This is a genomic window from Novibacillus thermophilus (assembly GCF_002005165.1).
GTDB lineage: Bacteria > Bacillota > Bacilli > Thermoactinomycetales > Novibacillaceae > Novibacillus > Novibacillus thermophilus.
The window spans coordinates 339,694-359,595 of record NZ_CP019699.1 but is presented as its reverse complement, the minus strand read 5'-3'; the positions used below and the strand labels follow the sequence as shown (position 1 = coordinate 359,595).

The 19,902-nt window shown below is 55.8% G+C and carries 14 protein-coding genes, 2 rRNA genes, 2 pseudogenes and 2 riboswitches; of the genes and pseudogenes, 4 read left to right on the top strand and 14 right to left on the bottom strand.

What is annotated here, in order from left to right; translation table 11 throughout:
* Window positions 1–87: 87 nt before the first annotated feature.
* A complete protein-coding gene (locus B0W44_RS01935; RefSeq protein ID WP_077718536.1) occupies window positions 88–357 on the top strand; it encodes a YgaP family membrane protein in 270 nt (89 codons plus the stop codon).
* Between the two features lie 6 nt (window positions 358–363).
* Window positions 364–498, top strand: coding sequence for a hypothetical protein (locus B0W44_RS18855; protein WP_257788058.1), 135 nt, complete (start codon window positions 364–366; stop codon window positions 496–498).
* Between the two features lie 84 nt (window positions 499–582).
* Here B0W44_RS18855 and purD read toward each other — a convergent pair whose 3' ends face one another.
* The 11 genes and pseudogenes from purD to purE form a co-directional block, all read right to left on the bottom strand.
* Window positions 583–1,860: a phosphoribosylamine--glycine ligase gene (purD, locus tag B0W44_RS01930; protein WP_077718535.1), complete on the bottom strand. Its 1,278-nt coding sequence runs from the start codon at window positions 1,858–1,860 to the stop codon at window positions 583–585.
* A 14-nt stretch (window positions 1,861–1,874) separates the two neighbouring features.
* Window positions 1,875–3,409 (bottom strand): annotated as a pseudogene (gene purH, locus B0W44_RS01925) (bifunctional phosphoribosylaminoimidazolecarboxamide formyltransferase/IMP cyclohydrolase).
* Window positions 3,406–4,008, bottom strand: a complete 603-nt coding sequence (gene purN / locus B0W44_RS01920) for a phosphoribosylglycinamide formyltransferase (RefSeq protein ID WP_077718534.1) — start codon at window positions 4,006–4,008, stop codon at window positions 3,406–3,408. The pseudogene purH and the gene purN overlap by 4 nt, the downstream one beginning before the upstream one ends.
* Window positions 4,005–5,047 (bottom strand): annotated as a pseudogene (gene purM / locus B0W44_RS01915) (phosphoribosylformylglycinamidine cyclo-ligase). Before purM ends, purN begins: the two are co-directional and overlap by 4 nt.
* Window positions 5,048–5,205: 158 nt before the next feature.
* Window positions 5,206–6,618, bottom strand: a complete 1,413-nt coding sequence (purF, locus tag B0W44_RS01910; protein ID WP_077718533.1) for an amidophosphoribosyltransferase — start codon at window positions 6,616–6,618, stop codon at window positions 5,206–5,208.
* Entirely contained in the window at window positions 6,588–8,840 is a 2,253-nt protein-coding gene (gene purL, locus B0W44_RS01905; RefSeq protein WP_228441393.1) for a phosphoribosylformylglycinamidine synthase subunit PurL, read from the bottom strand. Before purL ends, purF begins: the two co-directional genes overlap by 31 nt.
* The gene (gene purQ / locus B0W44_RS01900; protein WP_077718532.1) at window positions 8,833–9,513 is read right to left on the bottom strand and encodes a phosphoribosylformylglycinamidine synthase subunit PurQ; all 681 of its coding nucleotides are present in this window, start codon (window positions 9,511–9,513) and stop codon (window positions 8,833–8,835) included. Before purQ ends, purL begins: the two co-directional genes overlap by 8 nt.
* Window positions 9,510–9,764 (bottom strand): phosphoribosylformylglycinamidine synthase subunit PurS, encoded by a 255-nt coding sequence (gene purS, locus B0W44_RS01895; protein ID WP_077718531.1) that lies wholly within the window; start codon window positions 9,762–9,764, stop codon window positions 9,510–9,512. Before purS ends, purQ begins: the two co-directional genes overlap by 4 nt.
* On the bottom strand, window positions 9,757–10,476 hold the full coding sequence (purC, locus tag B0W44_RS01890) for a phosphoribosylaminoimidazolesuccinocarboxamide synthase (protein ID WP_077718530.1): 720 nt from the start codon (window positions 10,474–10,476) through the stop codon (window positions 9,757–9,759). Before purC ends, purS begins: the two co-directional genes overlap by 8 nt.
* A gap of 18 nt (window positions 10,477–10,494) precedes the next feature.
* On the bottom strand, window positions 10,495–11,793 hold the full coding sequence (purB, locus tag B0W44_RS01885) for an adenylosuccinate lyase (protein WP_077718529.1): 1,299 nt from the start codon (window positions 11,791–11,793) through the stop codon (window positions 10,495–10,497).
* Between the two features lie 184 nt (window positions 11,794–11,977).
* Entirely contained in the window at window positions 11,978–12,490 is a 513-nt protein-coding gene (purE, locus tag B0W44_RS01880; RefSeq protein WP_237087426.1) for a 5-(carboxyamino)imidazole ribonucleotide mutase, read from the bottom strand.
* A 136-nt stretch (window positions 12,491–12,626) separates the two neighbouring features.
* A riboswitch (purine riboswitch) is annotated at window positions 12,627–12,729 on the bottom strand.
* 104 nt (window positions 12,730–12,833) lie between these two features.
* On the opposite strand from purE, the gene B0W44_RS01875 reads away from it, so the two are divergent.
* Window positions 12,834–14,465, top strand: a complete 1,632-nt coding sequence (locus B0W44_RS01875; RefSeq protein WP_077718528.1) for a thiamine pyrophosphate-binding protein — start codon at window positions 12,834–12,836, stop codon at window positions 14,463–14,465.
* A gap of 70 nt (window positions 14,466–14,535) precedes the next feature.
* On the opposite strand, the gene B0W44_RS01870 is transcribed toward B0W44_RS01875, so the two are convergent.
* Window positions 14,536–15,561: a ThiF family adenylyltransferase gene (locus tag B0W44_RS01870; RefSeq protein WP_077718527.1), complete on the bottom strand. Its 1,026-nt coding sequence runs from the start codon at window positions 15,559–15,561 to the stop codon at window positions 14,536–14,538.
* Window positions 15,562–15,706: 145 nt separating this feature from the next.
* A riboswitch (TPP riboswitch) is annotated at window positions 15,707–15,812 on the top strand.
* A 97-nt stretch (window positions 15,813–15,909) separates the two neighbouring features.
* On the opposite strand from B0W44_RS01870, the gene tenA reads away from it, so the two are divergent.
* Window positions 15,910–16,611, top strand: a complete 702-nt coding sequence (gene tenA, locus B0W44_RS01865; protein ID WP_077718526.1) for a thiaminase II — start codon at window positions 15,910–15,912, stop codon at window positions 16,609–16,611.
* Between the two features lie 34 nt (window positions 16,612–16,645).
* Here tenA and rrf read toward each other — a convergent pair.
* Both rrf and B0W44_RS01855 read right to left on the bottom strand, forming a co-directional pair.
* Window positions 16,646–16,762, bottom strand: a 5S ribosomal RNA gene (gene rrf, locus B0W44_RS01860).
* 34 nt (window positions 16,763–16,796) lie between these two features.
* Window positions 16,797–19,828, bottom strand: a 23S ribosomal RNA gene (locus tag B0W44_RS01855).
* Window positions 19,829–19,902 lie beyond the last annotated feature (74 nt).

Sequence of the window (19,902 nt, the reverse complement as noted above, 5' to 3'; positions counted from 1 at the left end):
GGGACACGCGCCAGAGGCGTGTGCCGTTCAGGCGCGCGAATAGAAGCACCGTTTTGAGGCACGCTATTGCAGAAGGAGGTGCACACGTTGCAGAAAAACGTTGGAACGATGGATGCCATCATGCGAATCACGTGCGGACTCGCTGGATTAGCCTGGGCCACGTCCCGTATGGTCAAGTATCCGAGAAGGGGACTCCCCGTGGGCATGGCGATGTTGTGCGCCTTGCGTGTAGCGGAAGGCGTGACTCGTTTCTGTCCGATTCTCCACTTAAGGGGGAAAAACACTTTGGATAAGGGGACAGGAAACGACGTTGGAACGAAACTTCGACCCGTGGACACAAGTCCGGAAAGGACATGATGCCACATGGGGGTTAACTCCATCATCGGCGAATTTCTCATCGACTACGGCTACGTCATCGCCCTTGCCGTCGGCATCATCGTCGTGAGTTTGATCGTCGTGACCAAGACAAGGAAAAAAGAACCGGGAGAGCCAAAGTGAGTGGACGAGGATCGCAAGGAGGGTAAAGGTTAAGGACATTTCCGACGCAAGGCCAAGAAAACCGGAAATGTCCTTTTTGAGTCGTTATAGATGCTGCATTACGATTGCCTTGTGACCAATATCGCGGCGGTAATGCCGTCCGGAAAAGTGGATGCCATCGACGGCGGCGTAAGCTTTTTCGCGGGCTTCCACCAGATCGGTGCCGAGAGCTGTGACGCCTAGCACCCGCCCGCCATCCGTGACAAATTGTCCTCTCCTCGTCCGCGTGCCGGCGTGAAACACCTTGACGTCCGCTTCAATGTCTGGTGAAAGCCCGCTGATCGGAAAACCTTTCTCGTACGAACCGGGATACCCCCCCGAAGCCAGAACGACACACAAGGCGGACTGTTCCTCCCATTCCAATTCGACTCGGTCCAGTCTCCCTTCGCTCGTCGCGCTCAAAACTTCCAGCAAGTCGCTCCTCAAACGCGGCAGTACGACTTGCGTCTCCGGATCGCCGAACCGGGCGTTAAACTCAATCACTTTCGGTCCTTCCGCCGTCACCATTAATCCGGCGTACAACACGCCGCGGTAGTCGAGACCTTCCGCTGCCATGGCGTCCGCCATCGGCTGCAAAATGTCCCGTACCGCCTGTTGCACGACGTCAGAACCGATCTGCGGCACCGGGGAATACGCTCCCATTCCGCCGGTGTTCGGCCCGTTGTCTCCGTCGTACGCGGGCTTGTGGTCTTGTGCCACGACCATAGGCAGTACGGTGCGACCGGAGACAAACGCCATCAGCGACAGTTCTTCACCGCTCAAGCACTCCTCAATGACGACCTCACCTCCCGCTCCCCCGAACACCCGGTTTTTCATGACGCGTTCGAGTGCCGCTTCCGCCTCCTCTAACGTCTTGGCAACGGTCACGCCTTTTCCCGCTGCCAGTCCGTCCGCTTTTATGACGATGGGGGCACCGACTTCGTGCACGTATTTGCGTGCCGACGTAAAGTCGGAAAAGGTGCGGTAAGCGGCAGTCGGGATGTCGTACTTAGCCATTAAATCTTTCGCAAACGATTTGCTGCCCTCCACTTGTGCCGCTTTTCGGTTTGGTCCGAATATCGCCAGTCCCCGGTCGCGAAAGTCGTCCACGATGCCGTCGATGAGGGGCTGTTCCGGACCGACGACCGTGTAGCCGATGCCTTCTTTTTCCACAAGTTGGGCCAAGGCGGCAAAGTCGTCCGCGTCGATGTCGACGCAAGTGGCGATGTCTGCAATGCCCCCGTTACCAGGTGCACAAAAAATCTCCTCCACTCGCGGGCTTTGCTTCAATTTCCAGCAGAGGGCGTGTTCTCGCCCGCCTCCTCCTACAACTAACACACGCATGAACCTGCTCCCCCTTAATGTTTGAAATGGCGCACGCCCGTCATCACCATACTCATACCGCTCGAGTCACACACCTCGATGGAATCCTGATCGCGCTTTGACCCCCCGGCTGAATGACAGCTGCTATCCCAGCCGCCGCCGCTGTTTCCATCGTATCCGGCATCGGGAAGAAAGCGTCGGACGCCAACACGGCTCCCCGCGCTCTGTCTCCCGCCTGTTCGAGGGCGATTTTAGCAGCGCCGACCCGGTTCATTTGCCCGGCACCGATGCCGACTGTCTGGTTGTCTTTCACGACGGCGATGGCGTTGGACTTGACGTGTTTGACCACTTTCCAGGCGAACAGCAACTGTTCCCACTCGCTGTCACTCGGGGATTTTTTCGTTGCCACCCGGCACTGTTCCTTCGTCAGGTCGTGGACATCCGCTTCCTGCACGAGCAAGCCGCCTTGTACCGATTGCAACTTGCCGTATGGGACCCGTTCACACTCCCCGTGCATGCGCAGTAACCGCACATTTTTCTTTTGTTTGAGAATGCGGAGAGCCCCAGGCGTAAAATCAGGGGCCAGGACGATTTCCAGAAAGATCCCGTGCATCTTCTCAGCGGTCGCTTCGTCCACGACCCGGTTCGCGGCTACGATCCCGCCGAAGATGGAGACGGGATCGGCAGCATACGCCTTTTCAAAGGCCTCCAACACATCGTTCCCCAATCCGACACCGCACGGATTCATATGCTTAACGGCGACGACTGCCGGCACAGAAAACTCGCTCACCAGTTCCCATGCCGCATTGGCGTCGTTAATGTTGTTGTATGACAACGCTTTGCCGTTTAGCTGTTCAGCGGCCGGCAACCCGGTCTGCGTGTTGGGCAGACGGTAAAACGCTGCCCGCTGGTGCGGATTTTCGCCGTAACGGAGCGTTTGTACCCGCTCGTACGTGACGGTTAAACGCTCGGGATAATCGTCCGACGAGGTTGCCTTCGTCAAGTAGTCGGCGATGAGGCTGTCGTACGCAGCGGTATGGCGAAACGCTTTGGCCGCCAGTTCTCTCCTCCATTCATGCGTCGTCTCTCCCCGTTCCCGCAACTGCTCTAAGAGCTTTCGGTAATCGTGAGGATCGACAATGACCGTCACATCATGGTGGTTTTTGGCTGCCGCCCGCAGCATGCTCGGACCCCCGATATCGATCTGTTCGACGGCCTCGTCCCACGTGACGTCAGGTCTCGCCACTGTCTCCTGAAACGGGTACAAATTGACGATGACTAAGTCGAACGGATCGATCCTGAGTTCCTCCAGCTGTTTTACGTGCTCGCTGTTGTCGCGGCGGGCCAAAATACCGCTGTGGATGTTCGGGTGCAACGTTTTAACGCGGCCGTCCAAAATTTCTGGGAAACCGGTCACATCGGAAATGGTGGTGACCGGCAGCCCTGCTTGCCGAAGCGTGCGGCGCGTCCCGCCAGTGGAGACGATCTCCCATTCCATCGCCACCAGTTCCCGTACGAGATCAGTCAAACCCGTTTTATCTGATACGCTGACGATCGCTCTCTTTCTCATGTTACCGCCCTTTCTACTATATCCGACTTCGTTGTCTCTTCTTCCGTCAATTGACGCACGATATGCGGGTAGAGCTCGTGCTCGACTGCCTGTATTTTCGCTGTCAAAGAGTGTTCATCTTCTGTCTCGCTCACGTCCACTGCCCGCTGAGCAATAATCGACCCGGTGTCCATCCCTTCATCGACAAAGTGCACCGTCACACCGGTCACTTTTACGCCGTGGGCCAGTGCCTGTCCAACGGCATTTTTGCCCGGAAACGCAGGTAAAAGGGAGGGGTGTATGTTGACGATACGATTTGGATAAGCGTCCAACAACGTCGGACCGACGAGGCGCATGTAGCCGGCTAAGACGATCCACGTCACGTCGTGTCGGCGCAACACATCGTAGACAGCCTGTTCGTAAGCGGCTTTTGTTTCAAACGCCTTAGGTGAAAAGACATAAGACGGGACACCGAGACGGTCGGCTCGTTTTAGTACGTGTGCACCGGGTTGGTCGCATATGAGTACGACAATCGGAACGAGCCACCGTTCCTCCCGGCTGACTTGTACGAGACGTTCAAAGTTCGTCCCGCTCCCGGAAGCAAATACGGCAATCGTCACACCCACTCCCCCTTTATTTCGACTCGAGGGGCGCCGTTACAAGCCACGACGGTTCCAATGCGGTAGGCCCGTTCACCGAGTGCGTTGGCGCTTTGTATCACAGCGTCGGCGTCTTCCTCCGGTACGGCCAACACAAACCCGATGCCCACGTTGAACGTTGAGGCCATTTCTTCCGCCGACAGGTTCCCTTCCCGCCGAATCGCCGTGAAAACCTCCGGTATCGGCCAGCTCCCCAATGGATGTGCGCCCCTGTCCCTGCAGGCAGCATGCGCGGCACATTTTCGTATAAGCCACCCCCGGTAATGTGCGCCATGCCGTGGATCGTAAACTGTTGGATGAGAGAGAGCACGGTCGGAACGTAAATGCGGGTAGGAGTCAGTAAAACATCTCCCCACGTTCGATCCTCCCACGGAACCGGCTGTTCCAGCCGTTCAGGGTGTGGGTCAACGAGCAGTTGGCGGACGAGGGAAAATCCGTTACTGTGTAAACCAGACGAAGCGAGTCCGATCAACACATCCCCTGCTCGCACCTTTTCGCCGGTGACAATCTTACTCTGCTCCACAACACCGACACAAAAACCTGCGACGTCGTATTCGCCATCCGCGTACATGCCGGGCATTTCAGCCGTTTCCCCTCCGATGAGGGCGCATCCTGCAAGACGACAGCCGTGGGCTACCCCTTTCACGACGGACTCCGCCTGGTCGGGGTCCAATTTCCCTGTCGCCAAATAGTCCAGAAAAAACAACGGTTCCGCCCCTTGGACGACGACGTCGTTCACACACATCGCCACACAGTCGATCCCGATCGTGTCGTGCCGGTCTAAAGCGAAGGCCAGTTTCAACTTCGTCCCGACCCCGTCCGTGCTGGCAACGAGTACAGGTTCACGGTACCCCGATGGAAGAGCGATCACGCCCCCGAAGGCGCCGAGACCGTTCAGCACTTCGGGACGTTTCGTGCTCGCTACATGGCTTTTAATGCGTTCAACCGTTTCATACCCGGCCCCGAGGTTCACCCCGGCTTCCCGGTAAGCTTCACTCATCGTCCTCGCTCCTTTTCCGGCGGTAGTTGTCGTAAGTTCATGTGGGGAAAAAGGGTGCCGGGAGGGTGCTCCTCCCGCAGGGCGTCACACAGTGTTCATCACTTTTTCTGATGCCCTTTTAGTGGCATAAACGACTTCACCTGAAATAATTGCGGTATTTACCCCTGTTTCACAAGCGCATCTTCGTAAATCTCTGTCGGGTAGACGCCGTCGAAACAGGCCAGGCACATGCCGTGATGTGGCCCGCCTCCCCCTTGCCCGATGGCTTTCAGTAAACCGGAGATGGACAAAAAGGCGAGACTGTCCGCTTGAATCGCTTCACGAATCTCCTCCACCGAGTGGCTCGCGGCAATGAGTCCATTGCGATCGGCCGTGTCGATGCCGTAAAAACAAGGGTTTTTGACAGGCGGGGAACTGATGCGCACGTGAACTTCCGCCGCTCCCGCCTCCCGCAGCAAGCGTACTATGCGTCGGCTCGTCGTGCCCCGGACGATCGAGTCGTCAATCATCACCACCCGTTTTCCTTCCACCACTCGTCTAACGGCACTCAGTTTCATCTTCACCCCTTGTTCCCGCAGCTGCTGGTTCGGCTGGATAAACGTCCTTCCGATGTAGCGGTTCTTTATCAAGCCGAGCTCGTACGGAAACCCGGCCGCCTCTGCATAACCGATGGCAGCGGAAATGCTCGAGTCCGGGACACCAGTCACCACATCGGCATCCGCTGGCGCTTCTTCGAACAGTTGCTTGCCGAGGCGCTTGCGGACGGCGTGCACATTCAGTCCGCCAACGTCACTGTCCGGACGGGCAAAGTAAATGTACTCGAACGAGCAGACAGCCCGCCGAGTCTGACCCGTTATGCTGTCCGTCTGAATTCCATCTCGATCGATGACAATCATTTCCCCCGGTTCCACTTCCCGTTCGTACTCGGCTCCAATGGCGTCAAAGGCACACGACTCGGAAGCGAATACGTAACTGTCACCTAACCTGCCCATGACAAGGGGGCGAATGCCGTGGGGATCGAGGGCCGCGATCAATTGGTCGTTCGTCATGATGAGGAAAGCGTACGCGCCTTTCACCATGCGCAACGCTTCTTTCACCGCTTCACGCAAGTCGCTGTAACCGGAACGGGCGATTAAGTGGGCGATCACTTCCGTGTCACTCGTCGTTTGAAAAATGGAGCCCATTCGTTCCAGTTGGTGTTTGATCGGCATGGCGTTGACTAAATTCCCGTTCGTGGCCAGGGCGATATCGCCTTCCCGGTATTTGAACACCAGCGGTTGGGCGTTCGACAGCAAACTCTCACCCGTCGTCGAATAACGCACGTGGCCAATGGCAGTGTCGCCGGACAGCTTTTCCAATGTTGCTCTGTTAAACACTTCTGTCACCAAGCCCATACCGCGGTGCGACGTAAACGTCCCGCCCTCGGAACTGACAATACCGGCACTTTCCTGGCCACGGTGCTGCAGGGCATGCAGTCCGTAATACGTCAAATTGACGGCGTCCGGATGACCAAACACCCCGAAAACGCCGCACTCTTCGTTTAACTCGTCAAAGACCGATTCATCTGACACGGGATCGCTCCTTCCCACACATCGGTGAGAGTACGCACATCTTCCGTCACTGCCGTCTGACCGTTCACTGTTATCGTGAGCGGCTTGCCGCGTTCCGTTACTGTTCCGATACGCGCGACGGGTACGTCCCATTCTGCACACAAGGCGATCACCTCATCCACTTTGTGGCCATCGACACTCAACAAGATGCGGGACTGGCTTTCACTAAAGAGACACTCCGTAACTGACAGCGACGATTCGAGAGAGATGTCGGCACCCAAACCGTTTCCGATACACGCTTCACTGAGAGCCACGGCTAATCCGCCTTCTGCCAAATCGTGAGCCGAACGGACGAGATGGCGCTGAATGGCGCGCAACGTCACTTGTTGAACACGCCTCTCTTTCTCCAAGTCGATCTGCGGCGGGCGCCCGGAAGGTTTCCCTTCCCGAATGTGCTGCCATTCGCTGCCGCCTAGTTCGGCAAACGTCTCCCCGAGAAGCAATACCGCGTCCCCGGGACGGCGGAAAGCCTGTTGTGTCGTGTGTGACACATCGTGAACCAAACCGACCATACCGACAATAGGGGTCGGGAAAATAGCCTTTCCTTCCGTTTCATTGTACAGACTCACATTGCCGCCAATAACCGGTGTCTGCAGTGCTAGGCACGCGTCCCGCATCCCGTTGATACTTTCTTCCAGCTGCCAGTATATTTCCGGATGTTCCGGACTGCCGAAATTCAGGCAGTTTGTGAGTGCCAAAGGTTCGGCGCCAGCGCACACGACATTGCGCGCCGCTTCCGCGACAGCGATGGCTCCGCCAACCCGGGGGTCGAGGTAGACATACCGCCCGTTACCGTCCGTCGTCATCGCCAGCGCCTTGCCCGTGCCTCGCAGGCGGATGACCGCTGCATCCGAACCCGGCTGCACTGCCGTATTCGCCTGCACCATGTAATCGTACTGCCGGTACACCCAGCGCTTACTGGCAATGGTCGGCGACTGCAACAGCTGTTTCAGAGCCATTTCCCAGTTGTCCGTTTCCAGCGTTCGGTTAACGTTGACGTCTCTGTTTTCCTTGTAATACGCAGGAACTGAACCTTGACGGACGTAAACCGGTGCCCCGTCCACCAGCGTATGCACGGGGACATCACACACTTCTTTTCCTTTGTGGTACAAGCGCAACCGCCCGTTACCCGTCACGCGGCCAATGACCGCCATGTTGAGCTCCCATTTGTCCAACACGGCACGCACTTCGTCTTCTCGCCCTTTCTCCACGACGAGGAGCATCCGTTCCTGCGATTCAGACAGCATCATTTCATAGGGGGTCATGCCTGTCTCACGCTGTGGCACAAGGTCTAAGTTAAGCTCCACCCCGTTTCCCGCTTTACAGGCCATCTCCACACTGGAACTTGTAAGGCCTGCCGCACCCATATCTTGAATGCCGACGATCAATCCCTTCTCAATCAGTTCAAGACAGCCTTCGAGGAGTAATTTTTCTGTAAACGGGTCCCCGACTTGTACGGCAGGGCGTCTCCCTTCCGCATCCTCGTCCAACGCTTCAGAGGCGAAGGTCGCCCCGTGAATGCCGTCGCGGCCTGTGCTCGCCCCGACGTAAATGACGGCGTTACCGATCCCTTCCGCCACTCCCTTTTGAATGTGCTCGTGCTCCGTCACGCCCACACACATGGCGTTGACGAGGGGATTTCCGCGATAAGCATCGTCGAACACAACTTCACCGCCGACGGTTGGAATGCCGATGCAGTTTCCGTAACCGGCAATTCCCTTAACGACCTGCTCAAATAAGTAGCGGACGCGGCGGTCGCTGAGAGAGCCAAAGCGGAGCGAATTGAGCAAGGCGGCCGGTCTTGCCCCCATGGAGAAGACATCGCGGATAATGCCGCCTACACCAGTGGCCGCCCCCTGGTAAGGTTCAATAGCTGACGGGTGATTGTGACTTTCGATTTTGAACACAACCGCTTGCCCATCACCAATGTCCACAACACCGGCTCCTTCGCCCGGACCTTGTATCACCCGTGGACCTTCCGTCGGCAAAAGGCGCAACAGCGGCTTTGAATTTTTGTAACTGCAGTGTTCCGACCACATTACACTGTAAATCCCGGTTTCCACGTAATTGGGCCTGCGCCCTAAATCTTCACAAATGCGTGCGTACTCCTCATCTGACAACCCCATCTCCCGATACAGTTTTTGGTCGGCGATCTCTGCTGCAGACGGTTCGCGCTTAGGCACAGATTTTCTCCCTCCAATACCGGTACATCGACGTCCACACTCTCCGTCCGTCTTCTGATCCCATCCACACGTGGACAGCCCGCTCCGGGTGAGGCATCAATCCAAACACATTCCACCCTTCGTTGACGATGCCGGCAATGTTTCCCACTGAGCCGTTCGGATTGCTCCCGACATACGTGAAGACGATGCGGCTTTCCTCTTTCAACCGGGCATACGTGGCCTCATCGCAGTAGTAGTTACCTTCACCGTGGGCGATCGGGAGGCGGATGATTTCTCCCGGCTCGTAATCCAGCGTAAACGGTGTCTTCCCGTTCTCCACTTTCAATGGCACTGTTTCGCAACGGAATTGAAGATGGTCGTTGCGGCGCATCGCTCCCGGGAGCAGTCCCATCTCTAACAACACTTGAAATCCGTTGCAAATGCCGATGACGAGCTTACCGCTTTCGGCTGCCTTGTAAATGGACGGCGAAATGGGAGAAAAGCGGGCCATCGCACCCGGCCGCAAGTAATCGCCGTAAGAAAATCCCCCTGGGATAATGATGGCGTCGTAAGCGTCTAAATTCGTTTCGGTGTGCCAAACGTGTGTCACGTCTGCCGGGAAACTGTCTTCTACCGCGCGGACACAGTCGATGTCACAGTTTGAACCGGGAAAAACCGGAACCGCCAATTTCATGCGTCCGCCTCCTCTACCGAAACGGTGTACGTTTCAATGACCGGGTTGGCCAGCAGCCTTTCACACATGGCGACCACCTGTTCCTCCGCTTGCGCGCGGTTGGGGACATCCACTTCTAGTTCCAACAGTTTGCCGACGCGGACATCCTTTACTCCGTCAAACCCCAAGGCGTGCAAAGAACGCTTGACAGCGTTTCCCTGGGGGTCGTGGACGCTTTGCCTCAACGTGACACGAACAGAAGCCTTAAACACGGGCTGGCCCTCCTAACCGCCTCAACATCTCCTCGTACGCTTCCCTCACATTGCCCATGTCCCGGCGGAAACGGTCTTTGTCCAGTTTTTCTTTCGTGTCCGCATCCCAAAAGCGGCACGTGTCGGGAGAAATCTCATCGGCAAGGAGGAGTTCACCGGATGACGTGACACCGAACTCCAGTTTAAAGTCGACGAGGAGGACGTTCCGCGCTCGTAAATACTGCTTCAGGTGTTCGTTCACGTCTAAAGCCATCTCTTTCATTTGGCGGACTTGTTCCGGCGTCGCCAACTCCAGCACGGAAATGTGTGAATCGTTGATGAGGGGATCGCCAAGAGCGTCGTCTTTGTAATACGTCTCCACGACGGCGTGGCTTAACGCTGTCCCTTCCTCCATCCCCAGCCGCTTGGCGAGGGAACCGGCCGCGATATTGCGCACGACGACCTCGATAGGGAGAATAGTGACGCGATGGACCAACTGTTCGGTAGGCGAGATCTCCTTCACATAGTGAGTCGAAATACCCTTTTCCGCTAAATAGTTGAAGAAAATGCCGCTAATGCGGTTGTTCAACTCGCCTTTCCCGCCGATCCGCCCTTTCTTCTTCCCGTCAAAGGCCGTGGCGTCGTCTTTGTACTCCACCCAGACGACGTGCTCATCATCAGTGGCGTAAATTTTTTTGGCCTTTCCTTCGTACAACAACTGACCTTTCTCCATTGGTTCTCCCTCCGTTCGTCAGTCTGTCAAGCCCAGCCGTTTAAATATCGTATCGACGTGTTTCAAATGGTACCGGACATCAAAGCAATCCTCAATGTCATCAGGACTGAGAACACTCCGAATCTGTTCGTCGCTTTCAATCAGCTCGCGAAACGGGGTCGCTTCTTCCCACGCTTGCATCGCTCGCTTTTGCACCAGGTCGTAAGCTGCCTCCCGTTTCATCCCTTTATCGATCAGGGTCAACAACACGCGCTGCGAAAAAATCAACCCGTACGTCCGCTCCATGTTGCGCTGCATATTGTCCGGGAGGACGCGCAGATGCTCCACGATGCCGGCGAAGCGCCGCAGCATGTAGTTGAGCAAGATGGTCGCGTCGGGCAAGATGACGCGCTCCACGGACGAATGGGAAATGTCCCGCTCGTGCCACAGAGGCACGTTCTCGTAAGCCGACATCATGTGGCCCCGGATGACGCGGGACAGTCCGGTGATGTTTTCCGACCCGACCGGGTTGCGCTTGTGCGGCATCGCCGAAGAGCCTTTTTGCCCCTTGCCGAACGCTTCTTCTACTTCGCGCAGTTCTGTTTTTTGCAGCCCGCGTATTTCGACGGCGAACTTCTCCAGTGATGTGGCAATCAAGGCAAGGGTCGCCACATACTCGGCGTGACGGTCCCGCTGCAGCGTCTGGGTGGAGATAGGAGATGGCTCGAGCCCCAGCCTTTCGCAGACGTACTGTTCCACGTATGGGTCGATGTTAGCGTACGTCCCGACGGCACCAGAAATTTTCCCGTAGCGCACAGTTTCCGCCGCCCGGACGAACCGCTCCCGGTTCCGCTGCATTTCGGCGTACCACAGCGCCATTTTCAAACCGAACGTCGTCGGTTCGGCGTGGACGCCGTGAGTGCGTCCCATCATAATCGTCTCTTTATGTTCCAGCGCTTTCTGTTTTAACACGTGTATCAAGTGGTCTAAGTCGTTGAGCAGAATGGCGTTGGCCTGTTTAAGCAAATACGACAACGCCGTGTCGACGACGTCTGTCGATGTGAGACCGTAATGCACCCATTTCGATTCCGGTCCGAGCGTTTCTGCGACGGCCCGGGTAAAGGCGACGACGTCGTGGCGCGTCTCCTGCTCGATTTCGTGAATGCGCCCGACGTTGATTTTAGCATTGTGGCGGATAGCTTTTACGTCTTCTGCAGGGATGACACCTAGTTTGGACCACGCCTCACAGGCGAGAATTTCCACCTCCAGCCAGGCGCGGTAGCGGTTTTCCTCTGTCCAAATCGCCCCCATTTCCGGGCGGGTGTAACGTTCAATCATCGGTGAAACTCCTTTACTGAACCAAATGTTTATCCTAAATGATGCGGCTTTTGCTGCCGCCCACAACGTTTGCAACTTGCAGAGGGAAACTGCCGACATCGCGTCACAATGATAAGCAGCACGCCGGAATGACACCAATTGCACCTGTCTAAACCCCGCAGACAGTTTTCGATACAGGCGACGTCTACCGGCTGTTTAAATACGCTTCCACTCCCACTTGCTGTAGCTTTTCATCTTTTGCTTCCCCTTGTTGTGCCATGTCCATGCGCACTTTTTTCATTCTTTCCCGCACACCTTCGTCGTGAACAGCCAACATTTGCGCCGCCAGCAGTCCGGCGTTGTACGCGCCATTGACCGCAACAGTCGCCACCGGTACGCCCTTCGGCATTTGCACCACGGCGTACAGCGCGTCAATGCCCTTCAACGCTCCGCCCTCTAGCGGTACGCCGATAACCGGAAGGGACGTGTAAGCCGCCACGACTCCGGGCAAGTGGGCCGCCATACCCGCTCCGGCGATTATGACTTGAAACCCCTTCTGTTCCGCCTCGCGAGCCAGTTTTGCCGTTTTGTCCGGCGTTCGATGGGCAGAAGATATGCGCACTTCTGCTTCGACGCCGCACACTTTGAGGGCGTCGACTGCTTTCTTCATCACCGGAAGGTCTGAATCGCTTCCCATGACAATCAGCACTTTGGCCACAACATCAGCTCCCTTCTTTTATGAATGGTTAAGACATACGTTTCCGAACACAATAAGACATGAAAAAACCCAGACGATTGAATGACCACGGAAAAATCAGCCGCCTGGGGTTACCCTTCACGCAAAAGGTTTAGGCAGAAAAAACGATTTTTCTCGTAGTCCGGAAATTGTACGGTTCCCGGGTAGAGACTTTTGGGCCATATTCCCAAAGATATACGAGAAATATTCGATTTTCCACTGTGCACATTAAGTCTAACAAGACAGCTAGCCTATTGTCAACGCTAAATACGAACATTTTTATATTATTTTATATAAAAGTTCGCTTTTAGGAGGTCTATACATCATGCAGAGTGCGAGTCCAACTGTTTCTGACATTATCTTAAGGCAGTTGTCCTTATGGGGGATTCGTCGAATTTACGGTGTTGCGGGGGATGCGGTTTTGCCGTTTCTACACGCTGTCGGACAGCAAACGGCCGTCCAGTACATCGCCGCCCGCCACGAATCAGGGGCCGCCTTCATGGCGTCTGCGGAAGGAAAGTGCTCCCGAGAAATGGCCGTATGCCTCGGCACGAGCGGACCTGGCCTCGTGAACATGCTAAACGGCATAGTCGACGCAACAGCCGACCGCGTCCCTTTGCTCGTCCTGACGGGACAAATCGCTTTGAAAAAAGTCGGGACTGAGGCGAAACAGTACATTGAACAGCAGCAAATGATCGCCCCCCTCGCCGTTTACTCGGCCCAGCTCCTGCATCCCGATGCCACTGTGGAGGTGTTGCAAAAGGCGGTCATCGAAGCTCACTCCAAGCGAGGGGTCGCCCACATATCCGTACCGGTGGATGTGTGGAATGTCCCCTGTTCACGGGAACCGCACCAGCCGACGGGTGTGTTAAAAACGAGTCGATACCAAAATCTCGAACAACTGGAGCAAGCTGTCAACCTTTTGTCCGCTGCGGAAGCCCCGATGATACTCATCGGCACCGGCGCAAGGGGCGCATCCAGAGCGATCGCCGAATTGGCGGAGGCGATGGGGGCTGGCATCGTCGAAACGTTGGGGGCGAAAGGCACCGTCCCGCACTCACACCCTCTAAATGTAGGCGGCATTGGAGAAGGTGGAAGTGAAGCGAGCCGAAATCTGTTGCAGCAGTCGGACTGCGTGCTCGCCGTCGGTGCCAACTGGTGGCCGGAGGGGTTCGTCCCAAAAGACACCCAAGTGATTCACATTGACACTGCGCCTGCCAGTATTGAGGCCCATCCGGAAGTGGTCTGCGGCCTTGTCGGCGATGCCGCCGAGATTCTCCCCCTCATCCAACAGCAACTGCCGCAAGGACCGAAGTCCTCTTGGCAAGGACACATTCACGAAGCGAGAGCACACTTCGACGCGTTCCTGGACAGGGAGCGCCAGAACGACGCCCACCCCGTTGCACCACAGCGCGTCATAGCCGCCCTCGATGAAACAGTGGACGATCGCGCCATCGTCGCAGTCGACACTGGTGACCACACGGTTTGGTTTAACCGCGTTTTCCGGGCCACACAGCAAGACATTCTCTTCTCTGGAAAATGGCGAACGATGGGGTTTGCCCTCCCTGCCGCCATTGCGGCGAAACTCACCTTTCCAGAGCGCCAGGTCGTCGCATGCGTCGGTGACGGCAGTTTTGCCATGACGATGATGGAATTGGCTACTGCTGTCACCTACCGCACTCCTGTCTCCGTCATTGTCATGAACAACCGTTCCCTCTCCATGGAGAAAAACAGCATGAATGCGCAAGGCATGCAACCTTTCGGCACCGAGCTCATCAACCCGAATTTCGCCGATCTCGCTCAAGCGTTCGGCGCCAAAGGCATTCACGTTGAGACTGCAGACGAGCTCTCACCTGCGTTGGAAACGGCGTTTACATGCGGCGAACCGGCCGTAGTGGACGTCCACACATCGGACGCGATGCCACCGTTCACCTATTTTAAACAGGCCGTTCAGTAGTTCCCAAGGAAGAACCCCTTGCCCTTTCCCTAGCGTCGTTCAATACGCCGTACCATTTAATCACGTCGATTTACATCCCTAAGTATTTCGCGCACAAACGGCGTGCCGTCGCCGTGTCTTTCGTATGATGTACGAGGACTCGTCCGTCTTTAAACGCCACAATTCTGTGGCCTTCGACTTGAAAAGAAAGGAGATGGGTATTGTACACCGTCTCGTTGTCCAGCGAACGAACACGTGCAGCCATGGACACTAAATCCCATTCCCGCACATTGCGCAACCGGATCTGGACGGTGTCGCGGCCACACAGGACGGAGGTGCTCGCTCCTTTTTGCCCCGACAGGTAAGGGTATGAAGGATGATCCCCACACGCGGGGCATGAGGGCTTCCGCTTGTGTGACACTTTCATTTCCACATGCTCGTTTTTCCACAGATCAAACGCAACAAACGTATCGCGGACAGAGGCTTCGTTGTGTGTCAACAGTTTAAGTGCTTCCGCCGCTTGATGGGATGCGACCATTTGGGATGCGGGGGCGATGACCCCCGTCGTATCGCACGTCTCCCTTTGCTGTGGAGTCTCTTCACCGAACAAACAGACAAGGCACGGAGTTTGTCCGGGCATCACTGTTAACGAAGCGCCGTAAGCGCCGATTACCGCGCCGTAAATCCAAGGGATCCCCGCCTCGCACGCCGCATCATTGAGTAAAAAACGCGTTTCAAAGTTGTCTGTTGCGTCAATGATGACATCCATGCCTTGAATGAAGTCGCGCACGTTATCCTTCGTCACGTCAGAGACGAGTGGTTCGATATGGACGTCGCGGTTGACGGCAGAAAGGTAGTGGTAAGCCGCAATCGCTTTTGGTTGCATACGGCGCGCATCTTGTTCGTTAAATAGCGTTTGTCGCTGTAAATTGGACCAGTCGACGTAATCGCGGTCGACGAGACGGATGTTTCCGACTCCTGCCCGTACAAGAATTTCCAACACCGGTCCCCCTAAGGCGCCAGCACCGACGACGAGCACCGAAGAGCGGCGCAAGTGCTCGACCCCTTTCTTGCCAATCGGGGTGAAAAGGGCAAGCCTTGAATATCGTTCATGCATTTTAAAACACCCTCTAGCCACTGTTGACGGCATTTTGTTCCATTTTAAATACTAACACAACGAAACATTTCTTGCCGGTAAATAATTAAGAACATTTGCCTTTCTTTAAATAATATGTTCTAATAGGATACAAAAAATTGATAATTTTAGCCACTAGGGGTGCATCGATTCGATGCTGAGAAAGAGCGCACTCTTGACCCTTAGAACCTGATCTAGTTCGTACTAGCGGAGGGAAGTGGTATATGCACTTATTGATGTGTAAGCCTATACCCCATCCTTTCCTGCGGGTGGGGTCTTTCGTGTACAGTTTCAGTTTGCGATCAAAATTGAGCTAGAGGTGAATGAAGCATGACCGTTTTATTTACAGACCGCCTGTGGAAAAAAGTGCGGCCGATCTGGAAGGCATATGTAGAACACCCGTTTGTCAGAGGAATCGGGGAAGGTTGGCTGGAACGGGAAAAGTTCAAACACTTTATGAAACAAGATTACGTTTATTTGATTGAATACTCCCGCGTCTTTGCCCTGGGAAGTGCAAAAGCCCACGATTTGCAAACGATGACGACCTTTGCCAACTTGTTGCACGAGACGTTAAATTTTGAAATGGAGCTTCACCGCCAATACGCCAAGAAATTTAATATTTCCCCTGAAGAATTAGAAGCAACCGAACCATCGGCCACGACGATAGCCTATACGAGTTATATGCTGAATGTGTCGCAAAAGGGGGGAATTGAGAACGTCATTGCCGCCGTTCTCACCTGTGCTTGGAGTTACAATTATGTCGGTCAAGCGTTAGCGCAATGGCGCGGTGCTTTAGAGCACGAATTTTACGGAAACTGGGTGCAGACGTATTCCTCCGAAGCGTTCACACAACTGGCAAATGACTGCAAGGACTTAATGAATGAAGTGGCCGACGGGAAACCTGAACACGAATTAGCGACATTAGAAGACATCGTCGTGAACACAAGCCGATTTGAGTACATGTTTTGGGACATGGCGGAAAACATCACAATGTGGCCGACAGATAAAGTAGAAGGCGTTCAACAAAACTAAATGGCGGGGCCTTACGGCTCCCGCCATTCGTTTCGCCTGGCAGCGACCTACTCTCCCAGGGGCTCTCGCCCCGAGTACCATCGGCGCTGGAGGGCTTAACGGTCGTGTTCGGCATGGGTACGCGTGTGTCCCCTCCGCTATGGCCACCAGACAGCATTCCCTCAAAACTGGTCGGAAGCATTCTCTCGATTAAGCCCTCGACCGATTCGTATCCGTCAGCTCAACGTGTTACCACGCTTACACCTCGGACCGATCCACCTCGTCTTCTCCAAGGGGTCTTACCCAAGCACCTGAGTGCCTGGTGGGAAATCTCATCTTGAGGGGGGCTTCACGCTTAGATGCTTTCAGCGCTTATCCCGGCCACACGTGGCTACCCAGCGATGCCCTTGGCAGAACAACTGGTCCACCAGCGGTGTGTCCGTCCCGGTCCTCTCGTACTAAGGACGGCTCCTCTTCAGATTTCCTGCGCCCACGACAGATAGGGACCGAACTGTCTCACGACGTTCTGAACCCAGCTCGCGTACCGCTTTAATGGGCGAACAGCCCAACCCTTGGGACCTGCTTCAGCCCCAGGATGCGATGAGCCGACATCGAGGTGCCAAACCTCCCCGTCGATGTGGACTCTTGGGGGAGATAAGCCTGTTATCCCCGGGGTAGCTTTTATCCGTTGAGCGATGGCCCTTCCACTCAGAACCACCGGATCACTAAGTCCGACTTTCGTCCCTGCTCGACCTGTCAGTCTCGCAGTCAAGCTCCCTTCTGCCTTTACACTCCTCACGCGATGTCCAACCGCGCTGAGGGAACCTTCGAGCGCCTCCGTTACCTTTTAGGAGGCGACCGCCCCAGTCAAACTGCCCACCTGACAATGTCCCGCCACCGGCTCACGGCGGTCGGTTAGGATTTAACCATGATGAGGGTGGTATCCCACCGGCGCCTCCCTCGATCCTGGCGAACCGATTTCTCTGGCTCCCACCTATCCTGTACACATCATCGCCAAATCCACTATCAGGCTGCAGTCAAGCTCCACGGGGTCTTTCCGTCTTGTCGTGGGTAATGCGCATCTTCACGCATACTACAATTTCACCGGGCCTCTCGTTGAGACAGTGTCCAAGTCGTTACGCCTTTCGTGCGGGTCGGAACTTACCCGACAAGGAATTTCGCTACCTTAGGACCGTTATAGTTACGGCCGCCGTTTACTGGGGCTTCGGTTCAGACCTTCGCTTCCGCTAAGTCCTCCCCTTAACCTTCCAGCACCGGGCAGGCGTCAGCCCCTATACGTCGCCTTGCGGCTTCGCAGAGACCTGTGTTTTTGCTAAACAGTCGCTTGGACCTCTTCACTGCGGCCCCCTCAGGCAACCTCTCGGCCACCCTAACGGGGCACCCCTTCTCCCAAAGTTACGGGGCCATTTTGCCGAGTTCCTTAACGAGAGTTCTCCCGTGCGCCTTAGGATCCTCTCCTCGCCTACCTGTGTCGGTTTGCGGTACGGGCACCGCGCTCCTCGCTAGAGGCTTTTCTTGTCAGTGTGGGTGCAGGGACTTCGCTACTCTAAGTTTCACTCCCCATCACGGCTCAAGATCCTCGCAACGCGGGATTTGCCTCGCGCTGCTCTCTCACCGCTTGGACAGGCACATCCATCCGCCTGCTCCCCTGCCCTCCTGCGTCCCCCTTCGCTCAATCGGAACGCGGTGGTACAGGAATCTCCACCTGTTCTCCATCGCCTACGCTCTTCAGCCTCGGCTTAGGTCCCGACTTACCCTGAGCGGACGAACCTTCCTCAGGAACCCTTAGGCTTTCGGCGGAGGGGATTCTCACCCCTCTTATCGTTACTCATACCGGCATTCTCACTACCCAGCGCTCCACATTCCCTCCCGGAAATCCTTCGCTGCACTGGGTACGCTCCCCTACCACGGTGTCCCGCCCATAGCTTCGGTGATCCGTTTAGCCCCGGTACATTTTCGGCGCGACGTCACTTGACCAGTGAGCTTTTACGCACTCTTTCAATGATGGCTGCTTCTAAGCCAACATCCTGGTTGTCTCGGCAACGCCACATCCTTTCCCACTTAACGGATACTTCGGGACCTTAGCTGATGGTCTGGGTTGTTCCCCTCTCGACGTCGAATCTTAGCACCCGACGTCTGACTCCCAGGAACCGAATCAACGGCATTCGGAGTTTGACTGCGATCGGTAACCCGTCGAGGGCCCCTCACGCAATCAGTGCTCTACCTCCGCGATTCTTCCCCTGAGGCTAGCCCTAAAGCTATTTCGGGGAGAACCAGCTATCTCCGAGTTCGATTGGCATTTCACCCCTACCCACCCCTCATCCCCGCCTTTTTCAACAGACGTGGGTGCGGGCCTCCAGTCGGTGTTACCCGACCTTCACCCTGGACATGGGTAGATCACTCGGTTTCGGGTCGACGACGCGCAACTAAAATCGCCCTCTTCAGACTCGCTTTCGCTACGGCTCCGCGTCTCCCGCTTAACCTCGCTACGCATCGTCACTCGCCGGTCCATTCTACAAAAGGTACGCCGTCATCCAGATTACCCGGACTCCGACTGCTTGTAGGCACACGGTTTCAGGTTCTCTTTCACTCCCCTCCCGGGGTGCTTTTCACCTTTCCCTCACGGTACTGGTGCGCTATCGGTCGCCAGGGAGTATTTAGCCTTGGGAGGTGGGCCTCCCTGCTTCCCACGGGGTTCCCCGTGCCCCGCGGTACTCGGGGTCCGTCTCGGAGCGGACAGAATTTCGCCTACAGGATTCTTACCTTCTCTGATGGGCCGTTCCAGGCCGCTTCGGCTATCCCGTCCGTTTCTCACTCCTTATGAGACGCCCCACAACCCCGACACTCAACTCAAACCCACTACGCATATGATAAATGCGTCTTGTGGATCTCAGTTGAGTGCCGGGTTTGGGCTGTTTCCGTTTCGCTCGCCGCTACTCAGGAAATCGCTTTGAGCACCCACGAAAGGTTCCCTTTCGCAGGGCCCGCCTTGCTTTCTTTTCCTCAGGGTACTAAGATGTTTCAGTTCCCCTGGTTGCCCTCCGCTGCCTATGCATTCAGCAACGGATGCTCTCCTATGAAAGAGAGCGGGTTCCCCCATTCGGACATCCCCGGATCTACGCCTGCTTACGGCTCCCCGAGGCATTTCGGTGTTCGCCCCGTCCTTCGTCGGCTCCTGGCGCCTAGGCATCCACCGTGCGCCCTTTCTTGCTTAATCGTTCTCGACATGACTCTCGTCATCCCGGTGAATGCTTCCGATCCAGTTTTCAAGGAACACATCCGCCCCTCCAC

Bases quoted from the DNA above. Each gene is read 5' to 3' on its own strand.
- tenA (WP_077718526.1), top strand. From the start codon at position 15,910: ATGACCGTTTTATTTACAGACCGCCTGTGGAAAAAAGTGCGGCCGATC.
- B0W44_RS01875 (WP_077718528.1), top strand. From the start codon at position 12,834: ATGCAGAGTGCGAGTCCAACTGTTTCTGACATTATCTTAAGGCAGTTG.
- B0W44_RS01870 (WP_077718527.1), bottom strand. From the start codon at position 15,561: ATGCATGAACGATATTCAAGGCTTGCCCTTTTCACCCCGATTGGCAAG.
- purQ (WP_077718532.1), bottom strand. From the start codon at position 9,513: ATGAAATTGGCGGTTCCGGTTTTTCCCGGTTCAAACTGTGACATCGAC.
- B0W44_RS18855 (WP_257788058.1), top strand. From the start codon at position 364: ATGGGGGTTAACTCCATCATCGGCGAATTTCTCATCGACTACGGCTAC.
- purB (WP_077718529.1), bottom strand. From the start codon at position 11,793: ATGATTGAACGTTACACCCGCCCGGAAATGGGGGCGATTTGGACAGAG.
- purD (WP_077718535.1), bottom strand. From the start codon at position 1,860: ATGCGTGTGTTAGTTGTAGGAGGAGGCGGGCGAGAACACGCCCTCTGC.
- purC (WP_077718530.1), bottom strand. From the start codon at position 10,476: ATGGAGAAAGGTCAGTTGTTGTACGAAGGAAAGGCCAAAAAAATTTAC.